This window comes from Hydrogenophaga electricum (assembly GCF_030160815.1).
GTDB lineage: Bacteria > Pseudomonadota > Gammaproteobacteria > Burkholderiales > Burkholderiaceae_C > Hydrogenophaga > Hydrogenophaga electricum.
Genome location: NZ_BSPB01000025.1, coordinates 1 through 22442, shown reverse-complemented (window position 1 = coordinate 22442; position 22442 = coordinate 1). Strand labels below are relative to the sequence as shown.

General features: G+C 68.3%; 23 protein-coding genes and 1 pseudogene. 21 read left to right on the top strand and 3 right to left on the bottom strand.

What is annotated here, in order from left to right; genetic code table 11:
* The first annotated feature begins 1 nt into the window (after position 1).
* From QQK43_RS14585 to QQK43_RS14550, 8 genes are all read left to right on the top strand, one after another.
* On the top strand, positions 2-718 hold the full coding sequence (locus QQK43_RS14585; RefSeq protein WP_234265326.1) for an RNA polymerase sigma factor FliA: 717 nt from the start codon (positions 2-4) through the stop codon (positions 716-718).
* 27 nt (positions 719-745) lie between these two features.
* Positions 746-2368 carry a LicD family protein gene (locus tag QQK43_RS14580; RefSeq protein ID WP_284308327.1) on the top strand — a complete coding sequence of 541 codons (1623 nt, stop codon included), beginning with the start codon at positions 746-748 and terminating at the stop codon, positions 2366-2368.
* On the top strand, positions 2362-3702 hold the full coding sequence (locus tag QQK43_RS14575) for a bifunctional cytidylyltransferase/SDR family oxidoreductase (protein ID WP_284308326.1): 1341 nt from the start codon (positions 2362-2364) through the stop codon (positions 3700-3702). The genes QQK43_RS14580 and QQK43_RS14575 overlap by 7 nt, the downstream gene beginning before the upstream one ends.
* The gene (locus tag QQK43_RS14570; protein WP_284308325.1) at positions 3695-4537 is read left to right on the top strand and encodes a methyltransferase domain-containing protein; all 843 of its coding nucleotides are present in this window, start codon (positions 3695-3697) and stop codon (positions 4535-4537) included. The genes QQK43_RS14575 and QQK43_RS14570 overlap by 8 nt, the downstream gene beginning before the upstream one ends.
* A 63-nt stretch (positions 4538-4600) precedes the next feature.
* On the top strand, positions 4601-5383 hold the full coding sequence (locus QQK43_RS14565; RefSeq protein WP_234265322.1) for an NUDIX hydrolase: 783 nt from the start codon (positions 4601-4603) through the stop codon (positions 5381-5383).
* A 70-nt stretch (positions 5384-5453) separates the two neighbouring features.
* On the top strand, positions 5454-6050 hold the full coding sequence (locus QQK43_RS14560; RefSeq protein ID WP_234265321.1) for an NnrU family protein: 597 nt from the start codon (positions 5454-5456) through the stop codon (positions 6048-6050).
* A gap of 71 nt (positions 6051-6121) precedes the next feature.
* Complete coding sequence (locus QQK43_RS14555; protein ID WP_284308324.1) at positions 6122-7255, top strand: PQQ-dependent sugar dehydrogenase; 1134 nt, start codon at positions 6122-6124, stop codon at positions 7253-7255.
* Between the two features lie 30 nt (positions 7256-7285).
* Positions 7286-7996: a haloacid dehalogenase type II gene (locus tag QQK43_RS14550; protein WP_284308323.1), complete on the top strand. Its 711-nt coding sequence runs from the start codon at positions 7286-7288 to the stop codon at positions 7994-7996.
* 64 nt (positions 7997-8060) lie between these two features.
* Here the strand turns inward: QQK43_RS14550 and QQK43_RS14545 are convergent, their stop codons facing one another.
* The 3 genes from QQK43_RS14545 to flgA all read right to left on the bottom strand — a co-directional run bounded on the left by QQK43_RS14545 (position 8061) and on the right by flgA (position 9706).
* On the bottom strand, positions 8061-8435 hold the full coding sequence (locus QQK43_RS14545) for a hypothetical protein (protein WP_234265318.1): 375 nt from the start codon (positions 8433-8435) through the stop codon (positions 8061-8063).
* Between the two features lie 23 nt (positions 8436-8458).
* Positions 8459-8803, bottom strand: coding sequence for a flagellar biosynthesis anti-sigma factor FlgM (gene flgM, locus QQK43_RS14540; RefSeq protein WP_234265317.1), 345 nt, complete (start codon positions 8801-8803; stop codon positions 8459-8461).
* Positions 8804-8917: 114 nt separating this feature from the next.
* The gene (gene flgA / locus QQK43_RS14535; RefSeq protein WP_284308322.1) at positions 8918-9706 is read right to left on the bottom strand and encodes a flagellar basal body P-ring formation chaperone FlgA; all 789 of its coding nucleotides are present in this window, start codon (positions 9704-9706) and stop codon (positions 8918-8920) included.
* A gap of 180 nt (positions 9707-9886) precedes the next feature.
* Here flgA and flgB point away from each other — a divergent pair, with 180 nt between their 5' ends.
* The 13 genes and pseudogenes from flgB to queC form a co-directional block, all read left to right on the top strand.
* A complete protein-coding gene (gene flgB / locus QQK43_RS14530) occupies positions 9887-10288 on the top strand; it encodes a flagellar basal body rod protein FlgB (RefSeq protein WP_234265315.1) in 402 nt (133 codons plus the stop codon).
* 24 nt (positions 10289-10312) lie between these two features.
* A complete protein-coding gene (flgC, locus tag QQK43_RS14525; protein ID WP_284308321.1) occupies positions 10313-10717 on the top strand; it encodes a flagellar basal body rod protein FlgC in 405 nt (134 codons plus the stop codon).
* A 15-nt stretch (positions 10718-10732) separates the two neighbouring features.
* Positions 10733-11395 (top strand): flagellar hook assembly protein FlgD, encoded by a 663-nt coding sequence (locus tag QQK43_RS14520; RefSeq protein WP_234265313.1) that lies wholly within the window; start codon positions 10733-10735, stop codon positions 11393-11395.
* Positions 11396-11432: 37 nt separating this feature from the next.
* Positions 11433-12641: a flagellar hook protein FlgE gene (gene flgE, locus QQK43_RS14515; RefSeq protein WP_284308320.1), complete on the top strand. Its 1209-nt coding sequence runs from the start codon at positions 11433-11435 to the stop codon at positions 12639-12641.
* A gap of 34 nt (positions 12642-12675) precedes the next feature.
* Complete coding sequence (gene flgF / locus QQK43_RS14510; protein ID WP_284308319.1) at positions 12676-13416, top strand: flagellar basal-body rod protein FlgF; 741 nt, start codon at positions 12676-12678, stop codon at positions 13414-13416.
* 20 nt (positions 13417-13436) lie between these two features.
* Positions 13437-14219, top strand: coding sequence for a flagellar basal-body rod protein FlgG (flgG, locus tag QQK43_RS14505; protein WP_234265310.1), 783 nt, complete (start codon positions 13437-13439; stop codon positions 14217-14219).
* Between the two features lie 31 nt (positions 14220-14250).
* Complete coding sequence (locus tag QQK43_RS14500) at positions 14251-14949, top strand: flagellar basal body L-ring protein FlgH (protein ID WP_284308318.1); 699 nt, start codon at positions 14251-14253, stop codon at positions 14947-14949.
* Positions 14950-15074: 125 nt separating this feature from the next.
* Positions 15075-16178 carry a flagellar basal body P-ring protein FlgI gene (locus QQK43_RS14495; protein ID WP_284308337.1) on the top strand — a complete coding sequence of 368 codons (1104 nt, stop codon included), beginning with the start codon at positions 15075-15077 and terminating at the stop codon, positions 16176-16178.
* A gap of 7 nt (positions 16179-16185) precedes the next feature.
* Positions 16186-17106: a flagellar assembly peptidoglycan hydrolase FlgJ gene (gene flgJ, locus QQK43_RS14490; RefSeq protein WP_284308317.1), complete on the top strand. Its 921-nt coding sequence runs from the start codon at positions 16186-16188 to the stop codon at positions 17104-17106.
* Positions 17107-17119: 13 nt separating this feature from the next.
* Positions 17120-19030, top strand: a complete 1911-nt coding sequence (flgK, locus tag QQK43_RS14485) for a flagellar hook-associated protein FlgK (RefSeq protein ID WP_284308316.1) — start codon at positions 17120-17122, stop codon at positions 19028-19030.
* A 20-nt stretch (positions 19031-19050) separates the two neighbouring features.
* A complete protein-coding gene (gene flgL / locus QQK43_RS14480) occupies positions 19051-20265 on the top strand; it encodes a flagellar hook-associated protein FlgL (protein ID WP_284308315.1) in 1215 nt (404 codons plus the stop codon).
* A gap of 23 nt (positions 20266-20288) precedes the next feature.
* Positions 20289-21542 (top strand): HDOD domain-containing protein, encoded by a 1254-nt coding sequence (locus tag QQK43_RS14475; RefSeq protein WP_234265305.1) that lies wholly within the window; start codon positions 20289-20291, stop codon positions 21540-21542.
* A gap of 55 nt (positions 21543-21597) precedes the next feature.
* Positions 21598-22317 (top strand): annotated as a pseudogene (gene queC / locus QQK43_RS14470) (7-cyano-7-deazaguanine synthase QueC); the annotation flags it as partial.
* Positions 22318-22442 lie beyond the last annotated feature (125 nt).

Genomic DNA, 22442 nt, shown 5'->3' with positions numbered 1-22442 from the left:
CATGTACACCGCCAAAGGCACTCTCGATCGCGACGACCAACTGCGCAAGTACAGCCCGCTGGTCCGGCGTCTGGCGCACCACATGATCGCCAAGCTCCCGCCCAGCGTGGAGCTCGACGACCTGATCCAGGTCGGCATGATCGGCCTGACCGAAGCCATCGCCCGCTACGAACCCTCGCAAGGCGTGCAGTTCGAAACCTTTGCCAGCCAGCGCATCCGTGGCGCGATGATCGACGAGCTGCGCGACGGCGACTGGATGAGCCGCGGCTCGCGCAAGAGCCAGAAAGAAATCGAACAGGCTGTGCACCGGCTGCAGCAGAAGCTCCACCGCGCACCGATGGAAAGCGAGATCGCGCAGGAGCTTGGCATGGGTCTGGCCGATTACCAGACCCTGCTGGCCAAGGTGCGCGGCACGCAACTGGTCTACCTCGAAGACATCACCGGTCAGGGCGATGACGACGAGAGCTTCCTCGACCGCCACATGGGCGACACCGAGGCCGACCCGGCCGCGATGCTGCAGGACCAGCGCATGCGCATGGCCCTGGTGGAAGCGATCAAGAACCTGCCCGAGCGCGAGCAGCACATCATGTCGATGTACTACGAGCACGACATGAACCTCAAGGAAATCGCCGCCGTGCTCGGGGTGACCGAGTCGCGCATCTGCCAGTTGCACAGCCAGTCCATTGCCCGGCTGCGCGCCAAGCTGCGCGAGCATTGAGCGCCGCCGTTGCGCCAAGGAGTCTCCATGTACGTCTTATCCCACGAGGCCGAGCGGCTCCAGCTCATCGACCGGCTGCTGCAGCAGAAAGACCATGCCTTTCTGGAGCGCGTGACGGTCGATGAAGTGGGGCGGGGGCTGCTGGACGCGCAAACGCTTCAGGCCGCGCGCGCGCTGCGCCTGCCGGCGACCGCCATTTACCTGGCGACGCTGGGCATCGAAAACCTGCCCGCCCCGGGTGACCGGCCGGTCTGGCTCGCGGCGTACCAGTCGCTGGGCCGGGGTCAGGCCAGCGAGGCCCTGGCGCGCCTGCCAGAGCGCCTGCCCCTGAAATGGGTCGTGCGCCAGTTGCTGGCGGCCACGGCCCCGGACACCGCGACCCTGCGCAAATGCAAGGGGCAGGCCGGCGACTGGCTGGCCGCGGCCGAGTTGGCGGTCGACCATGCCCGTTTTGATCTCCTGGAAGCGCTGATCGCGGACGGTGAGCGCCGCAAGCAACCCCTGATCGACTGGCTGAACCTCACCAAATCGCTGTTCGTGCGCCACCAACTGCTGGGGCGCCAGGCCGATCCCGAGCCCCTGGGCCGGTGCTATGAGCGCATCCGCGCGATGCTCCCGACACACAGCCTGCCGCTCGTCAACTCCCGCAGCCGCCTGGCGCTGTATGCCAGCCAGTGCTACTTGCAGGCAGGCAAGCCCGCGGCCGCCATCGCCATGGCCGATCAGGCCAAGGCGCCGCAGGACACGCTGCTGCGCCTGATCGATCTGGCCAAGGCGCACTGCCATGCGGGCCAGCTCCAGCAGGCCCTGGTCTGGCTGGACCAGCTCATCGCCCAGGTTGCCGTGCCCGAGAAGCTGGCGGAGTTCAAGGCCGAGCGCGAGACCCGGGAGCTCGACGCCGAGGCGCCGCCCAAGTTCGACCCGATCGAAGCCTCGCAGGCGCTGGTGGCGCTGCAACAGACGCTGGAGCCGGTGGGCCAGAAGGCCTTTCTGGTGTCGGGCACGCTGTTGGGTTATGCGCGCGAGGGCCAGTTGCTGGCCCACGACAAGGATGTCGACGTCGGCATCATCGGCTGGGAAGACCAGTTCACCGTGATCCATGCGCTGCTGCAAAGCGGTGCTTTCGCGGTGGACACACGCCGCATCGGGGGCGCGCAGACCTACCACATCCCCATCAAGCACCTGGCCACCGGTGTCAGCATCGACATCTTCATCTACCACCGCGAAAACGGGAAGCTGGTCACGGGCGTGCAGTCGTACTTCGGCTACCTGCAGAAATTCGCCTTCACCCCGTTCGAGCTGAAGTCGGTCCAATTCCTGGGCATTCCTTTCCACGTACCGGACGATGTGGAGCGCAACCTGGCCGAAAACTTCGGCGACTGGCGGGTGCCTGATCCGGGCTACATCTCGCACCTGGAGTCCCCTTCCACGGTGGACGTGGGCGGTGAGGTCTATCAGGTGGTCGGGCGCCTGCGGGCGCTGGAAGCGATCAAGGCCGGGCAGGTGGACAAGCTCACGCGGGTGATCGATCTGATGCGGGCGCACCGCTCACATCCTGGCGGCATGGGCGAAGACACCCTGCAGCGCCTGGGTTGGGTGCGCGACACCCTGGCCGCCGAAATCCCGCACGAGGTGGCCGAAGCATGTTGAACGACTTCGCTTTCGTGCTGCTGGCTGGCGGCAGCGGGACGCGCCTGGACGCGCCCGTGCCCAAGCAGTTCATTCGCGTGGCGGGCAAGACCATCCTGGAGCACAGCTACGCCTGCCTGGCGTCTTTTGCCCCGCAGGCACGCATCCTGATCACGGTGCCCGCGGACTCGCTGGAATTCGTGCGCGAGATGTTCAAGGGCACGCCGGCCGAAGTCATCGTCGGGGGCTCGTCGCGCCAGGACTCGGCCTGGGCCGCGCTGCGGCACCTGAAGGACGCCGCACCCCGGCACGTGATCCTGCACGATGCGGCGCGGCCGTTTCTGGATCACCAGATCATTCACGAGGTGGTGGCGGCGCTGCAGACCTGTGACGCGGTCGACGTGGCCATCAAGACGGCCGACACCATCATCGTCGAGCGCGACGGCTTCATCCAGAACATCCCCAAGCGCGACCACATCTTCCGTGGCCAGACGCCGCAGGGTTTCCGTTATGCGGCGCTGCTCCAGTGCTACGAGGAGCTCGGCCAGGAAAAGCTCGGTGGCTTCACCGACGACTGCGGCATCTACCTGGCCTGCAATCCGCTGAGCCCGGTGCGCATCGTCAAGGGCAGCTCGGAGAACATCAAGATCACCGACGCTGTCGACCTGGTGCTGGCCGACGAGCTGTTCCGCATCCGGCAGCAGCGGCGCTCGCCCAACCTGTCGGGGCTCGATTTCAAGCGCCGCCACGCGCTGGTGTTCGGCGGCAGCCTGGGCATCGGCAAGGCCATCGTGCAGGTGCTGGAAGAGGCTGGCTGCACCGTGCGCAGCCTCTCGCGCCGCAACGGTTGCGACGTCGCCGATCCGGCCCAGGTGGCGGCGGCGCTGGCTGCTGCGCAGGCGGACTGGGGCCGGGTGGACCACGTGGTGAATGCCGCGGGGCTGCTCATGAAAGGTCCGCTGGCGACGCAGTCGGCGCAGGACGTGGCCCAGCAGGTGGCCGTGAACCTGCTCGGCGCGCTCAACGTGGCGCAGTGCAGCCACGCGGCGCTGAAGGCGTCGCGCGGCATGTTGCTGCAGTTTTCGTCGTCGTCGTTCACCCGTGGCCGCGCGGAGTATTCGGCGTATTCGGCATGCAAGGCGGGCGTGGTCAACCTCACCCAGGCGCTGGCCGACGAGTGGATGGCCGACGGCATCCGGGTCAACTGCATCGTGCCCGGCCGCACCGACACCGCCATGCGCCGCAGCAACTTCAGCGGCGAGGATTCGCGCACCCTGCTCAGCCCGTACGAGGTGGCCCTGACGGCCGCCAAGCTGATGAGTTCCACCGATACAGGAGTCGTTGCCCGTGTCTGAAATTCCTATGCCCGAAGGAGCTGCTGCCGCAACCCAGGCGGTTGAGCCCGATGCCGGACCGTGTCCTGTGTGTGGCGGCGAGGTCTTTCGCCAGCACTATGTCTGCCGGGTACGACCCCACCAGGGAAAGGCCATGACGGGTTGCCACTGCCAGACCTGCGGTCTGGTTCGTTTTCCCGAAAATGTCGCGGTGTTTTTCAGGGACATCCGCAAGGACAGCATGGGTGGTTCGTTGCGTGCACTGCGTAACGCCAACGACGAGCGGCCCGGGCGTGAGTTCTACATGGCGGAGATGGGTATCGAGGTACTTGACCGCCCCACTGCCGAAGTCAGTTTTTTCGGCTCGGGCATGAATACCGATTGGCGCTGGCTGGAGAAGCGGTTTCCCCAGGCCAAGACCAAGCTGACCGATATGGAGAATTTCCAGGAAGCCGCCAACTTTGAGCCGATTGCCGACGCTACACCGTCCGATGTGGTGATTGCCTGCGAAGTGATCGAGCATTTCACCGAGCCGGTGGCGCACTTCGCTTCGTTGCTGCGGCTGGTGAAAGACGACGGCATCCTGATCTGCAGCTCCAACATCTACGATGGCACCGACATCAACCTGCACCAGTACCCGTTCGAGAATGGGCACGTCGCGTACTGGACCCCGCTTTCGCTGGTGAAGGTGGCATCCGATGCCGGTTTTTTTGTGGATTTCCGTACGCCTGAGATGAGCCTCACCCGGGGCGGTCCGCGCAAGAAATACATCATCTTCTACCGCCAGGTCGAGACGCTGTACCGCATGAGTCTGTACTTCGGCACCCACATGTTCGCGCCCTCCGAGAAGACCTGAACGCCTGACCGGCCTGTCGGCGACCGGACAGGTGGTCGCCGGGGCCGCTGCCACAATCCCGGCATGGCCATCCCGCTCAACGCCGAAGTCGTTCTGACCCCACCCCTGCCCGCTGCCACCGTGATGGTGGTGCGCGATGCCTCCGACGGTCTGGAGGTGCTGCTGATCCGCCGCCATGTGCGCTCCGGCGTGCTCGGTGGCGTGCACGTGTTTCCCGGCGGCAAGCTCGATGCGGCCGATCACCACGCACCGGACTGGCTGGGCCTGCGTGCCGCTGGCGACTGGCACGCCGCCCTGGGCGAGCCCGACCTGCCCCCCGGCGTGGCGGTGGCGCTGTACGTGGCGGCGCTGCGCGAGACGGCCGAAGAGTGCGGCCTGCGGCTGGACCCGGCGCAGCTGTTGCCGTGGTCGCGCTGGATCACCCCGCGCCAACCCTCGGTCACCAACAAGCGCTTCGATACGCGCTTCTTCGTGGCCCCGGCTCCGGCCGGGCAGACGGTGGTGCACGACAACCACGAGGCGACGGAGGCGGTCTGGACCACGCCGCGCCAGGCCTTGCAGCGCTACTGGGACGGCGCCATCGATCTGGCGCCGCCGCAGATCATGAGCCTGGCCGAACTGGCGCGGCTGCCGCGTGTGGCCGATGCGCTCGCGCTGGCCGGCACCCGCCGCCCGCCTTGCATCGAGCCCGAACCCTTCGACGACGAAGGGGGCCAGCGCGTGATCTGCTACCCCGGCGATCCGCGCCACCCGCTGCCCACGCGGTTGTGGGCGGGGCCGACGCGGCTGACCCACCGCAACCAGCGTTTCGAACCCGAAGGCGGTCTCGCAGCCCTGCTGGACTGATCCTGCCCCAGGGCGTGGCGCGGTCACGCGCTCGCGCTACAGTGGGGCACCGAACCAAGGAGCCCCACGCATGATTCCACTGATTCTTGGCCTTGTCTTGTTTCTCGGCGTGCATTCGATCGGCATCGTCGCGCCTGCTGCGCGTCAGCGCTGGATCGCCGGCCGGGGCGAAGGTGCCTACAAAGGCCTGTATTCGCTGGTGGCGATCGTGGGCTTCGGGCTCATCATCTGGGGCTACGGCCTGGCCCGCGAAACCCCGGTGCTGCTCTACAGCCTGCCTGCGGGCATGCGCCATCTGGCCGCCCTGCTGATGCTGCCGGTGTTCGTGCTGCTGCTCGCGGCCTACCTGCCCGGGCGCATCCAGCGGCGGACGCGTCACCCCATGCTGCTGGCGGTCAAGCTCTGGGCGCTTTCGCACCTGCTGGCGCAGTCGGTGACGGGCGGTAGCCTGGCCGACGTGCTGCTGTTCGGCGGCTTTCTGGCCTGGGCCGTGGCCGACCGCATCGCGGTGCGGCGGCGTGAGGCGGCCGGCCATCCGCGGGCGGTGCCGGCCTTGCCCGCGGGGCGGGCCAACGACGCCATCGCCCTGATCGGGGGCCTGGCCCTGTACGCCGTCTTCGTGTTCTGGGCCCACGCGGCGCTGATCGGGGTGCGCCCGTTCGGCTGAGCCGCGTGCGCGGGAACCCCTGCGCGGGGGCGGGGTCAAGCCGGTATCTTGTGTGGCCGGAGTCCATGCCCATGCCCCTGTCCCGTCTTGCCTTCCATGGCGGCCTGTTGCTGGCCGTTGTCCTGAACACGGTGCCCGCCCGGGCCCAAGACCTGCCGGCGCTGCAGGTGGAAACCGTGGCCCGCGGGCTGGTCAACCCCTGGGGGCTGGCTTTCCTCGGCGATGGCCGGATGCTGGTGACCGAACGCCCCGGGCGCTTGCGGCTCATTGACGCCGACGGCCGGGTGGGGCCGCCGCTGGACGGCGTTCCCCGGGTGGCAGCGGTCGGGCAGGGTGGTTTGCTCGACGTGGCGGTCGACAGCGGCTTTGCCACCAACCGCACCGTGTACCTGTGTTACGCGGAGCCGGCGGCCGAAGGGCCGGGCCATTCCACGGCGCTGGCGCGGGCGCAACTGTCGGCCGACGCCCGCCGCTTGGCAGCGGTGCAGGTGATCTTCAGCCAGCAGCCCAAGACCGACAGCCGGCTGCATTTCGGCTGCCGCATCGCCGAGGCGGCCGACGGCACGCTGTTTCTCACCCTGGGCGACCGCTTTTTCCGCAAGGACGATGCGCAGACCCTGGACAACCACCACGGCAAGGTGGTGCGCATCCGCAAGGACGGCAGCGTGCCGCCCGACAACCCGTTTGTCGGCCAGGCTGGGGCCAGGCCCGAGATCTGGAGCCTGGGCCACCGCAACCTGCAAGGCGCCGCCATCGGCCCGGACGGGCGCCTCTGGACCAGCGAACACGGCCCGCAGGGGGGCGACGAGATCAACCGCCCCGAAGCCGGCAAAAATTACGGCTGGCCGGTCATCACGTATGGCGAAAACTACGGTGGTGGCCCGATCGGTGCCGGTCTCACGGCACAGCCGGGGATGGAGCAGCCCCTGCACCAGTGGACTCCGTCGATCGCGCCGGCCGGCATGGCGTTTGTGACCAGCGACCGTTACGGCCCGGCGTTGCGCAGCAGCCTGCTGGTGGCATCGCTCAAATTCCGCTATCTGGCCCGGCTGCAGCTCGACGGCGCCCGCGTGGTGCGGGAGGACCGCCTGCTGCCCGACATCGGCGAGCGCCTGCGCGACGTGCGCCAGGGCCCCGACGGCTTCCTGTATGTGCTCACCGATGAGCGCCAGGGGCGCGTGCTTCGCCTGCTGCCCGGCCCTTGAGGGCGGTGGCGGGTGTCTATGATGACCGGCATGAACATGCCTGCCGCCCAGCCCCGTCTGATCGTCTTTGATGTTTTCGGCACCGTCGTCGACTGGCACGGCAGCATTGTCAAAGAAGTGAGCGAACGCTTTCCTTCGGTGGATGCCAATGGCTTGGCACTCGCCTGGCGCGCCGGCTACCAGCCGGCCATGCAGGGGGTGCGTTCGGGCGCGCGCGGCTGGGTGCGCCTGGACGTGCTGCACCGGGAGATTCTGGATGGTCTGCTGCCCCGTTTCGGCCTGGGGGGCCTGAGCGAAGCCGAGAGAGCCGATCTCAACCGCGTCTGGCACCGTCTCGATCCCTGGCCCGACAGCGTGGCCGGGCTGACCCGTTTGCGCAGCCGTTTCACCATCGCACCGCTGTCGAACGGCAACCTGGCCTTGCTGACCGCCATGGCCAAACGCGCTGGCCTGCCCTGGGACTGCGTGCTGTCGACCGAGGTGTTCCAGGCCTACAAGCCCGATCCGCGCACCTACCTGGGGGCGGTCGAGGCCTTCGGTCTGCAGCCGGGCGAGGTACTGATGGCCGCGGCCCACCAAGACGATTTGGACGCTGCCCGCTCCCACGGCCTGATGACCGCCTACGTGGAGCGGCCCTGGGAATTCGGGCGCCAGCGGCCCAAGGACGTGACGCCGTCACCCGACAACCCGTGGCATGCCCGCGACATCGGGCATCTGGCGGACCAGTTGCTGGGCACCTGAAAACACCGAGGCCGCCCGAAGGCGGCCTGTGGGTGCCCGCAAGGGGCGGGCTGGTGACCGGGGGTCAGGCGCTCAGGTAGGCGTGGCCCGCACCGCCGGTGGACGAACGGGCGGCGCCCGCCAGGGGGCGGCCGTAGGTTGGGGCTTGCGACGGCATCAGGCTCTGGATGGCGCGCTGGTTCTGGGCGGCGGCGCGCATCACGGCCTGCCGCAGTTGGCCGAAGCGGTGCGCGGCCTGGGTCATTTCCAGGCGCAGCAGGCTGCCCGGCACACCAAATTCAGCGGTCGGCGGCGCTTTCTGCAACACGCCCTGCACATGGGTGCTGGCGCGTTCGACCGCATCGGCATCGCCTCGGAGCAGGGCGGATTCGAGCGCATCCAGGCCGACCTGCAGCGCCACGGTCCAGGGATGCCGGGGGGTGGACTGCGAAGGGGGCATGGGGCGCTCCTGGTGAGGGGGTATCAGCCGCGCTGGCCGGCGCTGAGCATTTCGGCAGCGTTGGACAGCAGCTTGTCGGCAATGGCTTCGGGGTTGGCTTTGAAGCTGCCATCGGCGATGGCGGCTTTCATGGCCTCGACTTTTTCGGTGTTGAAGACCTCGCTGCCACCACTCGAACCGGCGCCAGACAGGGCCTGGGTGGTCGATGCCGACAGCGAAACGGTCACACCAGGCGCAGCCGGACGGGCCGCAGCCCCCGCAGCGGCAGCGGCTTCGGCGCCCGCGTTGGGACGCTGCTCGGCGGCCTTCTGGGGGCCGCCGGCCACGGAACCGATGTAGGAATCCGGGGTTGATGACTCGATTTTCATGGCACTCTCCATGACCCCAAAAGGGGCGTTTGGAAAGACTATCGGCGAATTGAAGGGCGACTTTAGGTCTTTTTTCGGGATGCGGGGCGGGAATGGATGCTAAGGGCTTACCGCTCAGAGCTGGACTTCGACCGTCTGGCTGTCGCGCACGGTGCCGCTGATGACTTTGCCACCGGCCAGCCGGACCCGCACCAGTTGGCCCGTGACGCCCACGCCCAGGGCCTGGCCGGTGACCACGACCTCCAGCGCGCCGGCGCGGGTGGAGACGCGGACCTGGGTGCCCGGGGCGAAGGCCGGGATCGGGCGCACCATGTTCTGGCGCAGGGTCTGGCCGGCCGACAGGGCGAAAGCCGCCTGCTGGCCCTGCCAGAGACCGGGGTCGGCCAGCACGCTGGCGGGATGCTCCGCCCAGTCGATTTCGGCCAGTTCGGCGTCGTCCTGAACCAGGGCGGTGCCGGCCGGCACGGGGCGCTTGAGCACCCAGGCCGGGCCCCAGGCCTTGACGGTGACCGGCAGGAACACGTTCCAGCGCACCGGACCTTCGAGGCAGCGCAGGCCGATCCGGCTGCGGCCCCAGAGCCGGGTGCCGGGTGGCAGATAGGGTTCGATGCGCTGACAGGTGGTCAGGCGCAGGCGCGAGTCGAGCTGGCCCACGATCACCTCGGGGCGCAACTGGGCGTTTTCGAGGCCCCCGGCAGACAGGGCCGGTTCGAGCCAGTCGCGCGCGATCTGCTCCAGCCCTGCCAGTTCACCCGTGGCGGCCACGGGTGCGGCGGGGACCAGGGCGCCTTGCGCCCGCGCGGGCGATGCCAGGGCGGCGGCCAGCAGCACACCGCCCAGCGCCAGCCAGGCAGCGGCGCGGCGCGCGGTGCTGACAGAAAGGGGAGCTTGAACGTGGACCATGCCCTCAATGTAGGACGGGTCCGGGCGCCACAAAGCAGCGAAATGCCCGGCATTGCGGCGCCTTTTTCCGGGCTTGCGGGCCCTCAAGTTTTCCCATACTTGGTCGCATGCGGGTCGCGCTGCGCCGGAAAACCGGTCACTGGCGGCCCATGTCCCGAACCCTTTGGACCGGAGGTGTGCATGTTTGAACAGATGACCGCCCGCATGGACTTCCATGCCCAAGCGCTCATGCTGCGTGCGCAGCGCCAGCAGGTGCTGGCGAGCAACATCGCCAATGCCGACACCCCCGGGTACGTGGCGCGGGACTTCGATTTTGCGGCCGCGCTGAAGAATGCCCAGAGCGGCGGGCAGTTGGGCACGGTGGCGTTGACCGACGCGCGCCACATGAGCCTGGGCGGCAGCGATCCGCTCAAGCCGCGTCTGGCCTACACGGTGCAGACCGAACCCAGCCAGGACGGCAACTCGGTCGATCTGGACCGCGAGCGCGCCAACTTCGTCGACAACAGCATCCGCTACGAGTCCACGCTGCGCTTCATCAACGGGCATGTGAAGACCATGCTCAGCGCCATCACCGGCCAGTGACGGCGCGCAGCCAGGAGATTTTCCATGTCCATGTTCTCCATCTTCAATGTGTCGGGCAGCGCCATCAGCTCCCAGGCACAGCGCCTGAATGTGGTGGCCAGCAACCTGGCCAACGTCGACGCCGTGGCCGGCCCCGACGGCCAGACCTACAAGGCCCGCCAGGTGGTGTTCCAGACCGTGCCGTTCGGTGATGCCGGCAGCGCGGGCGTGAAGGTGCAGACCATCACCGAAAACGAAACCCCGGGGCGCCGCGTGTTCAACCCGCAGCACCCGAGCGCGGACGCCGAGGGGTATGTGACGCATTCCAACGTCAATCCGGTGGAGGAGATGGTCAACATGATCTCGGCCTCGCGCTCCTACCAGAACAACGTCGAAGTCATGAACACCGCCAAACAGCTGCTGCTCAAGACGCTGCAGATGGGCCAGTAACCAGGAGCCATTGCCATGACCATGCTGACATCTGCCCTCGACCTGAGCAACCTCGGCACGACCGTGGGCAGTACCACGGCCAAGACCTCGAACAACGCCACCGACGCGCAATCTTCGCAGGACCGCTTTCTGAAGCTGCTGGTCGCCCAGATCAACAACCAGGATCCGCTCAACCCGATGGACAACGCGCAGATGACCTCGCAGATGGCGCAGATCAACACGGTCAGCGGCATCCAGCAGCTCAACGACACGCTCAAGAGCATGGCCTCGCAGTCGGCCGGCATGCAGGGCGCCGCGCTCATCGGCCGCCATGCCCTGGTGGAAGGCAACACCCTGGCTTTCGACGGCACCACGGGCACCGGGGCCTACAACCTTGCTGCCGACGCCAAGACCGTCGAGGTCGACGTGATCGGCAGTTCCGGCCAGGTTCTGGAGACGCTCAAGCTGGGCGCCCAGGGTGCGGGCCAGCACACCTTCGACTGGGACGCCGGCAGCATCGATCCGACCACCGTGACCAAGTTCGTGGTGCGCTCCGTGGCCGACAACGGCGACGCGGTCGCCAACACCGCGCTGTCGCCCCAGAAGGTCGATTCGGTGAGTTTCGCCAACGGTGCGATCACGCTGCAACTGGCCAACGGACGTGCCGTGGCCTACACCCAGGCCCGCGGCTTCATGTGAGCGCGACCCTTTCTTTCCCTTCCTCAAGGACAACACCATGGCTTTCCAGCAAGGTCTCTCCGGTCTGAACAGCGCCAGCCGCAATCTGGACGTCATCGGCCACAACATCGCCAACGCCAACACCGTGGGCATGAAAGCGTCGCGCGCCGAATTCGGTGAGCTCTACGCCAAGTCGATCAACTCGTCCGGCGGCGCCAACGCCGGCATCGGCGTGACCGTCTCCGCGGTCACGCAGCTCTTCACGCAAGGCAACATCACCGTCACCGGCAACGACCTCGATGTCGCCATCAACGGCAACGGCTTCTTCGAAGTGAAGATGCAGGACGGCACCATGGCCTATTCGCGGGCCGGCATGTTCAAGCTCGACGCCGCGGGCAACATCGTGACCGGCGACGGCGCCCGCCTCATGGGCTACCAGACCGACACCAACGGTGCCCGCACCGGCTTCGACACCGTGCCGCTGAGCCTGCCCACGGGCGGGGTGATCACGGCCAAGACCACGACCAGCATCGCGGCCGAGCTGAACCTGGACGCTCGCTCGCCCATCGTGCCGAACACGTCCACGCCCTTCGGCACCTACAGCACCTCGCTGACGGCCTTCGATGCGCAGGGCATCGAAATCCCCGTGGGCTTCGTGTTCGAGAAGACGGCCAACAACACCTGGAACGTCTACACCAGCGTCAACGGCTCCGACCCGGCCGCCTCGACGCCGTTCCAGCTGAACTTCCTGGCCGACGGCACGCTGGACCCGGCCACCGTGGTGCCGCAACTGCAACTGGCTTCGCCCAACGACCCGACGCAGACCTTCATGGTCGATCTGGACTTTTCCGCCGCGTCGCAGATGGGGCTGGACTACGCCGTGACCGATCTGTCTCAGGACGGCTACCGCCCGGGTGAACTCACCAGCCTGAGCATTGGTGACGACGGCATCATCACCGCGCAGTATTCGAACGGACAGACCCAGGCCGCGGGCCAGATCGCGCTGGTGAACTTCCGCAACGTGCAGGGCCTGTCGCCCAGCAGCGGTGGTTACTGGACGGCCACCTACGCGTCGGGCGAGCCGGTGCGCGGTGCACCCGGCGAAGGCAAGCTGGGCTACCTGCGGGCCGGTGCGCTGGAGGACTCCAACGTCGACCTCACCGGCGAACTGGTCAACCTGATGACCGCGCAGCGCGCCTACCAGGCCAACGCGCAGACCATCAAGACGCAGGACCAGATCATGAGCACGCTGCTCAACATGCGCTGAAGCAGGCTGATACCCGGCGCTTTCGGAGACCCGTATGGACCGCATGATCTACACCGCCATGACCGGCGCCAACGCCGCGCAGTATCGCCAGCAACTGCTGGCGAACAACCTGGCCAATGCGTCCACGCCCGGGTTCCGCGCCGAGCTGGCCACGTTCCGCGCCGTGCCGGTGCGCGGCGACGGGGCCAGCACGCGGGTGTTCGCGCTGGAAGCGACGGCGGGGCATTCCGACGCGCCCGGACCGGTCAACCCGACCGGGCGCAGCCTCGACGTGGCAGCCCGCGGCGGCGCCTACTTCGCGGTGCAGGGGCTGGACGGCACCGAGGCCTACACCCGTGCCGGGGCGTTCGAAGTGAATGCCGAAGGCTTGCTGGTCACCGCGAACGGCCTGCCCGTGCTCGACCAGGGCGACGCCCCGATCAACATCCCCCAGGGGGCCAAAGTCGACATCGGCGATGACGGCACGATCACCACGCAGGTGGGCGACCAGCCCGCGCAGGCGCTGGGCCGGCTCAAGCTGGTCACGCCCAACGATCTGGACCGCATCGCGCGCAGCGAAGACGGTCTGTTCCGGCCCACGCAGGGCGCACCGCTGCCGGCCGACAACCTGGCGCGCGTGCAGGGTGGGGCGCTCGAAGGCAGCAACGTCAACGCCATCGAGGCCATGGTCGGGATGATCGCCGTGGCCCGCCAGTTCGAAGCCCAGATGCGCCTGCTGCAGAACAGCGAAACCAACGACCGGGCCGCGGCCCAGCTGCTCAGTCTCAACGGCTGAAGCCCTCCCAGGAGAACACCATGATCAATTCGCTCTGGATTTCCAAGACCGGCATGCAGGCCCAGCAGACGCAGCTGGACGTGATTTCCAACAACCTGGCCAACAGCTCGACCAACGGCTTCAAGCGCGCCAATGCCGTGTTCGAAGACCTGATGTACCAGAACCTGCGCCAGGTCGGTGGCGCGGCCACCGAGCAGAACAACCTGCCCACTGGCTTGCAGCTGGGCCTGGGTGTGCGCACCGTGGCCACTTCGCGCTCGTTCACCCAGGGCAACCTGCAGCAGTCGGGCAACCAGCTCGACATCGCGGTCAACGGCAACGGCTTCCTGCAGGTGACCATGCCCGACGGCAATATCGGCTACACCCGCGACGGCAGCCTGCAGGTCGATGCGCAGGGCCGCCTGGTGACCGCCAACGGCATGCCCATCGCCGGCGACATCACCATCCCGGCCGAGGCGCAGAGCGTGACGGTCGGTGCGGATGGCGTGGTCACGGTCAAGCTGCCGGGCAATGCCCAGCCGCAGCAGGTGGGCAACATCGAACTGGCCGGCTTCGTCAACCCGGCCGGCCTGGAGCCGCTGGGCCAGAACCTCTACGCCGAGACGGTGGCCTCGGGCAACCCGATCAACGGCGCGCCGGGCACCGGCGGGCTGGGCAACCTGATGCAGGGTTACGTCGAGACCTCCAACGTCAACGTGGTGCAGGAGCTGGTGACCATGATCCAGACCCAGCGTGCCTACGAAATGAATTCCAAGGCCATCCAGACTTCCGACCAGATGCTCCAGCGTCTGTCGCAGCTGTGAGGTCTGTCGCCCCCGATCCAAGGAGCGTGCCATGAAGCGCACCCTGTTGTCTTTGTCGTCCTGGGCCCGCTGGGTGGGCCTGGGCGCGCTGCTGGCGCTGGCCGGCTGCACCACCCAGCCGGTCGAGGTGCTGCCCGCCACGCCCATCCAGTACCCGGCCGCGCCGCAGGCGCCGGCGGTGGCCACGGGCGGCATCTTCCAGGCCGTGGCGTACCGGCCGGCGTTCGAAGACGCCCGCGCCCGCCTGCCGGGCGACACGCTGACCATCCAGATCACCGAGAAGGTCAGCGCGAGCCAGTCGTCGACCGCTTCGCTCGATCGCAGCGGCAGCGTCTCCGGCAGCGTCTCGGCCATTCCCGGCATCCGGGCCAAGGAACTCACGCGCGACCGCAACTTCAATCTCGGTGGCGAATCGTCCAACACCTTCTCGGGCAAGGGCGACAACGAAAACGCCAACGACTTCTCCGGCGTGATCACCGTCACCGTGCAGCAGGTGCTGCCCAACGGTCACCTCGTGGTGGTGGGCGACAAGCAGATCGGGGTCAACCACAACGTCGACGTGCTGCGCTTTTCCGGCACGGTCGATCCGCGCAACATCCGGCCGGGCAACGTGGTCGCCTCGACCCAGGTGGCCAATGCGCGCATCGAGTCCAAGGGGCGCGGCGCCACGAACGAAGCGCTCTCAATTGGCTGGCTCGGGCGGTTCTTTTTGAACGTTATGCCGTTCTGACGGCGACCTAGGATCGCGTCATGAAGTTCCTCCTCCGCTCCCCCTACCGCCAGGGCGGCTTCCGGCGCGGCATCTTCGTGGCCCGGGCCCGGAGCGCGACGCCCACCGCCCGCCTGCGCCGCGCCATGGTCTGGCTGCTGCTGGCCGCCGGCCTGGCCCTGTGGCTGGCCGTACCGCAGACGGCGCACGCCATCCGCATCAAGGAGATTGCGGCCGTGCAGGGCGTGCGCACCAACCAGCTCACCGGGTTTGGCCTGGTCGTGGGTCTGGACGGCACCGGCGACCAGACCACGCAGATGCCCTACACCACGCAGAGCATGAGCAACTACCTGCAGCAGCTCGGCCTGACGCTGCCGGCCGATGCCAAGGTGCAGATGAAGAATGTGGCGGCCGTCATGGTCACGGCGCAACTGCCGCCGTTCGCGCAGCCGGGCCAGTTGATCGATGTGACCGTCTCCAGCATCGGCAATGCCAAGTCGCTGCGTGGCGGCACGCTGATTGCCACACCGCTCAAAGGCGCCGACGGCGAAATCTATGCGCTCGCCCAGGGCAACATGCTGGTGGGCGGCGCCGGGGCGTCGGCCGGTGGCAGCAAGGTGCAGATCAACCACCTGAGCGCGGGCCGCATCCCGTCGGGCGCCCAGGTCGAACGCAGCGTGCCGACCCCGTTCGCGCTCGGCGACACCATCGATCTGGGGCTGAATGCCGCCGACTTCCAGACCGCCCGCCGCGTGGCGCAGGCGATCAACGACCGCATGGGCACCGACGTGGCCCAGGCGCTCGACGGCCGGGTGGTGCGCCTGCGCGCGCCGATCGATCCGAACGCCCGCGTGGTGTTCATGGCCGAAGTGGAAGAGCTGCAGCTCGAAGCCACGGTGCCCGCCGCGCGGGTGATCGTGAACACGCGCACCGGCTCCATCGTGATGAACCAGGCCGTCACCCTGAGCGCCTGTGCGGTGGCGCACGGCAATCTGTCGGTGAGCATCAGCTCGACCCCGGTGGTCAGCCAGCCGAACCCGCTGTCGGGCGGGCAGACCGTGGTGGCTGAAAAGGCCGACATCAAGATCAGTCAGGACGGTGGTGCGGTCATCCAGATGGACGCGGCCCCGCAACTGGCCGACCTGGTGCGCCTGCTCAATGGCCTGGGTGCCACGCCGCAGGACCTGCTCGCCATCCTCCAGGCCATCAAGGCCGCCGGCGCCATGAACGCCGAGCTGGAAGTGATCTGAGGCCGCCATGAGCACGCCGTCGATGCTCACCCCGCAAGGCCTGGCGGCCGATCCGTCGGCGCTCAATGCGCTGCGCTACGGCGTGGCCAAGGGCGGCGACCGGCAATCGGTCAAGGAAGCTGCGCGGCAGTTTGAAGCCCTGTTCATGCGTGAGTTGCTCAAGAGCATGCGCGAGGCCACGCAGAAGTCCGGCCTCATGGACAACGACGGCTCGGCGCTGGGCAGCGACCTGCTCGACCAGCAGTTCGCCGTGCAGATGACCGGCATGCCCGGGGGCCTGAGCGAAGCCATCGAGCGCCAGCTCTCGCGCCAGATGAACCCCGAGGGCGCACCGACGGAAGCGCCCGTGTTCAAGCCGCTGAACCGCTCCGCCGTGCGGGCGGTGCAGCGCGAGGCCGCCGGCACCGACGTGGCGGGCGTGCCCAGCACCGTCAGCCGCGTTGGCGCGGCCAGCACGCGGCAGAGCGGCTTTGTGGCCCAGCACGGCGAGGCGGCGGCCCAGGTGGCGAGCGAGTCCGGCATTCCGGCCAGCTTCATGCTCGGGCAGGCCGGCCACGAGACCGGCTGGGGCCGCAGCGAGATCCGCATGAAGGACGGCTCGCCCGCGTTCAACCTGTTCGGCATCAAGGCCGGTGCGAACTGGAAGGGCAAGGTTGCCGAGATCACCACCACCGAATACGTCGATGGCGTGCCGCGCAAGACCGTGGCCAAGTTCCGCGCCTACGACTCCTACGCCGATTCGTTCCGCGACTATGCGCGCCTGATCAGCCAGAGCCCTCGCTATGGCAAGGTCATGGACCAGCTCGACTCGGCGCACGGTTTCGCCAGCAGCCTGCAGAAGGCCGGCTACGCGACCGACCCGCAGTACGCCCACAAGCTGGGGCGGGCGATCAACACCGCGCTGAGCCTGCAGCGCCTGAACAGCTGACACGGGGCGCAACATGGCATCGGTTCTGAACATCGCCACCCGGGCGCTCAACACCAACCTGTCGACGCTGCAGGTCATCGGCAACAACATCGCCAACGTCAACACGGCCGGGTATTCGCGGCAGACGGCCAACCTGGCGTCGGCCGGTTACCAGCAACTGGGTTCGCAGTACTACGGCATGGGGGTCCAGATCGACTCCGTGACCCGGGCCCACGACGTGTACCTCACCCGGGAGGCGCAACTCACGGCCTCGCTGGCGGCCGCCGACAGCACCCGTCTGGCACGCCTGCAGCAGCTGGAGAACCTGTTCCCGGTGGGCGAAGACGGGCTGGGTGCCTCCGTCAACGAACTGCTCAACGCCTGGACCGACGTGGCCTCGTCGCCGACCAACCAGGCCGCGCGCGTGGTGGTGCTCGGCCGTGGCGAGGAACTGGCCTCCCGCCTGCGCGAGACGGCCACCCAGATCGACCTGCTGGCGCGCACCACGTCGCAGCAGGTCACCGACACGGTGACGCAGGTCAACCGGCTGTCCGAGGACATTGCCAAGATCAACCAGAAGATCATCGAGGCGCAGGGCAGCAAGAGCTCGCCCAACGACCTGCTCGACCAGCGCGACAAGCTGGTGGCCGAGCTCAGCCAGCTCATGCAGGTGTCCACCGTGGCCGCCGACGACGGCACGCTCAGCGTGTTCGCCGGCGGCAGCCAGCCGCTGGTGCTGGGCACCAAGGCGTCCAGCCTGGCGGTGGAGCGCAACACCACCGATCCGTCGCAGATCAACGTGGTCTTCAAGCAGTCGGGCTATTCCATGACGCTGGCACCCAGCTCGCTGGGCGGTGAACTCGGTGGCCTGATGACCTTCATGACGCAGGACCTGGCGTCGGCGCAGAACCAGCTCGGGCGCATGGCGCTCGTGCTGTCGAGCACGGTCAACGCGCAGCACCAGCTGGGGGTGGACCTGCAGGGCAATGCCGGTGGCGATTTCTTCGTCGCCGCGGCCCCTGCACAGGGCCTGGCGGCGGTCGGCAATACCGGCACCGCGCAGATCGCCGCGTCGGTGGCCGACGCGACGCAGCTCCAGGCGTCGAACTACGAAATGCGTTTCGATGCCAGCGGGGTGACCCTGGTGCGCCTGTCCGACGGCACCAGCCAGTCGTTCGGCAGCCTGCCCGCCACGTTCGACGGCCTGCAGTTCGAGGCCGCCAGCGGCTCCGGGGCGGTGGGGGACGTGTTCCTCATCAAACCCTATGCCGACGTCGCGCGCAACATGCAGATGGCCGTGAGCGCGGCCGACCGCCTGGCAGCCGGCAGCCCGGTGATCATCACGCCCGCCAGCGGCAACACCGGCGGCGCGTCGATCGAGAACCTGTACGCGGTCAGCGATTCCGCCAACCTCACCGATCCGGTGACCATCACGTTCCAGGCCGACGGCAGCTTCACCGTCACGGGCCTGGGCCCGGACAATCCCGCGCCCGACAACCCGGGCCCGCCGGCCAGTTACAACTACACCCCGGGTCAGCCGATGCAGTTCAACGGCTGGAGCCTGACGCTGCGGGGCACACCCTCGGCGGGCGATTCGTTCTCCGTCACGGCCACTCCGGCCGGTGGTGGGCAGCAGAACGCCGGCAACGCCAACGGCATGCTGGCCCTGCGCGATCTGACGACCTACGACGGTGTGAGTCTGTCCAACGGCTACGGCACGGTGATCTCCGATCTGGGGACGCGGGTGCAGGGCGCCCAGTTCGCGGCCACCTATTCGAGCAGCATCGCCGCCAGCGCCGAAACGGCGCGCCAGTCGGTGTCGGGGGTGAACCTCGACGAAGAAGCCGCGCGCCTGCTGCAGTACCAGCAGGCATACCAGGCCTCGGCCAAGCTGCTGCAGATGGCGCAGAGCATGTTCGACACCATTTTGCAGACCGTGCGTTGATGAACTGAGAGATCCCCGTCATGCGAGTCGCCACCGCCCACAGCTACGACACGACCGTCGCGAACCTCAACAAGCGCCAGTCGGATCTGGCGCAACTGCAGGCGCAGCTGTCTGCGGGCAAGCGCGTGCAGCGCGCCAGCGACGACCCGGCCGCCGCCGTGCAGGCCGAAGCGGCGCAGAACCGCCTGGCCCGCGCCGTGGCCGACCAGCGCGCGGTGGAGGCTTCGCGCACCAGTCTGGCCCAGGTCGAGAGTGCGCTCGGCTCGGCGGGCGAAACCATCCAGCAGGTGCGTGAACTGTTCCTGAAGGCCGGCAACGCCACCTACGGCAGCGCCGACTACAAAAGCATCGCGCAGGAAATCGAAGGTCTGCGCGACCAGTTGCTCGCCGTGGCCAACCAGACCGACAGCATGGGGCGCACGCTCTTTGGGGGGCAGGGCGGCTCCTCGGTGCCGTTTGTCGAGGTGTACGGCCCCGGCGGCAACGGTGTGCGCTTTGACGGGCAGAGCGGCCAGGTGGCCGCTGGCGACCTCACACTGCCGCAATCGCTTGATGGTCAGTCGGTCTGGATGAGCGTGCCACCGGGCAACGGCACCTTCACCGTGGCGCTGGGCAGCGGCAACGCCGGCAGTGTCACCACCGACATCGGCCGCGTGGCCGACCCTGCTGCGGTGACCGGCCACGGCTACAGCATCAGTTTCGCCAACGCCGGGGGCACCCTGCAGTACACGGTGACCGACACCACCACCGGCCTGCCGGTGCCCGCGCACAGCGGTGTCGCCTACCAGCCGGGCACCATCGAATTCGACGGTCTGGCCGTCGAGCTGAAAGGGCAGCCGAAGGCCGGTGACAGCGTGGCCGTCGATCCGGTGAGCGGGTCGACCGACCTGTTCCGGGTGATGCAGGACGCCATCGACGCCCTCAACGGCGCCAGCACCGGGCAGACGCCGCAACTGACCCAGGCCCTGGGCCGCGCACTGACCGAGCTGGACGCCGGCTACGACCGCGTGCTCGCTGCCCGCAGCCAGGCTGGCCAGTGGCTCAACCGGGCCGATTCGTTGGACAATCGGCTGGCCGACCGTCAGGTGGAGTACGAAGCCGAACAGTCGTCGCTGGTGGACATGGACATGATCAAGGGCATCTCTGATTTCCAGAATCAGCAGGTGGGTCTGCAGGCGGCGCTCCAGTCTTATGCCCAGGTGCAGCGCCTGTCGCTGTTCCAGTACCTCGGATGAGCCGGCGCTGAACCGGAGACGCCATGGGTCACAGCCGCACCGTTCTCGACAGCATCGCGCTCGGGTACCAGCCCGTCTGGAACCGGTCCCGCCAGTTGGCGGCCGTGCGCATGCCCATGTGCACGCTCAACCCGAAGGCGGTGGACGCGCGCCACCTCATGCAGGTGCTGGGCGACGACTGGCCCATCTCCGCGCCCGCGCTCATCGTCGCACCCGACACCCCGCGCATGCTCATGCAGGCGCTGGCGTGCGAACCGGTGCCCAACACCTGGATCGAAGTGCCCTCGGCGCCGTTCCGCACGCCCGAGGGCATGGCCTGGCTGGCGATCGCCGTCCGCAAGGGGCACCGCCTGCTGCGCCACGCCGATCTGGCCGAGGTGCAGGGCGAAGTCATCGCGCCGCTGGACGTGCTCAGCCTCCTGACCCTCAGCCCCGAAGAGGTCTTGCAGGCGCTGGCCGCGCGCCCGGTCGAAGGCGGGCCGCCGCCCACCCGCCGCAGCCCGGTGATGCCGGGCCAGATCTACGAGGGCGTGGCTTCGCGCGCGCTGGCCGACCATTGCCTTGACGAAGCCGGTGCCTGGGGCGTCCTGGACTGGCCCGATGCCGACGTGCTCTACGCCCGCCGCCACCGCCCGCCGTCGTGCGACGCCCACATGATCACGCACCTGCTGCTGGCCATCGAGCGCGACGTCTCGCTCGACCAGATCGAGCGCCTGGTGCGCCAGGATCCGGTGCTGGTCTACCGGCTGCTGCTGTTCGTCAACTCGGCGGCGTTCAACCTGCGCAGCGAGGTCGATTCCCTGCGCCACGCGCTGATGATGGTCGGCTTCACCCGGCTGACCCAGTGGCTGCTTGATCAGCGCCCCGGGGCGGAAAGCGATCCGGCGCTGCACCCGGTGCGCTACGCCATGGTGATGCACGCCCGCATGGCGCAGCACCTGCTCGATCCGGGCTCGCCGGACAACCTGCGGGCCGAGGTGTTCCTGAGCGCGATGCTTTCGCACATGGGCGAGCTGTTCCAGGAGCCGCTGGCCGACCTGGTGCGCAAGCTGCCGCTGCCCGAACGGGTGCTCGACGCGGTGCTGCGCGAGACCGGTCCCTACAACGCCTACGTGGACGTGGCCCGGGCGCAGGGCGACCCGGCGCGGCTGGCCAGCTTGCCCAAGGTCTGCGAGCAGCACGACATCGATCTGGAAGACGCCAACCGCGCGCTCATCCGCATGCTGTCGAGCAGCCGCGACCACCGCATCGCCTTCCGCGCGCAGCGGCCGGCCTGATCCACCGCAAGACCCCAGGCCCGGTGCTGGCGGGGGGCGGCGCTACCATCGGCCCATGATCCAGCACCACACCGCCGCCCTCGTCCTGTTCTCCGGCGGGCAGGACTCCACCACCTGCCTGGCCCATGCGCTCTCGCGCTACCTGCGGGTGGAAACCGTGGGCTTCAGCTACGGCCAGCGCCACAGCGTGGAGATGACCGCCCGGGGCCAGGTGTTGCAGGCCCTGCGCGATGGTTTTCCGGCCTGGGGCGCCCGGCTCGGCCAGGACCACGTGCTCGACCTGTCGGTGCTGGGGCAGATCAGCGAAACCTCGCTGACGCGCGACGAAGCGTTCCGCATGGAGAGCAGCGGGCTGCCCAACACCTTCGTGCCCGGCCGCAACCTGATGTTCCTCACCCTGGCGGGAGCCCTGGCCTACCGGCGCGGCATCCCGGTCATCATCACCGGCGTCTGCGAGACCGACTTCTCCGGCTATCCCGATTGCCGCGACGACACCATGAAGGCCATGCAGCTGGCGCTGTCGCTGGGCATGGACCGGCGCTTCCTGATCGAAACCCCGCTGATGTGGATCGACAAGGCCGAAACCTGGCGTCTGGCGCGCCGGCTCGGGGACGCCACCCGGGTGCCGCAGGGCGGTGAGCGGCTGGAGCAGATCATCATCGAGCAGAGCCACACCTGCTACCTGGGTGACCGCGAACACCGCCACGACTGGGGCTACGGTTGTGGCACCTGCCCCGCGTGCGAGCTGCGTGCGCGCGGCTGGCACCAGTACCGGGGCGAAGACACAGCCGCCACCGCCGAGGCGGCGCCGCTGCCCGCCGCGCCGGATCAGCCGGCCGAAGCGGCCCCGGAGCCGCCGGCACCCGCCGGTGATATCGGCAGCGCCGAGACCTCGACCCG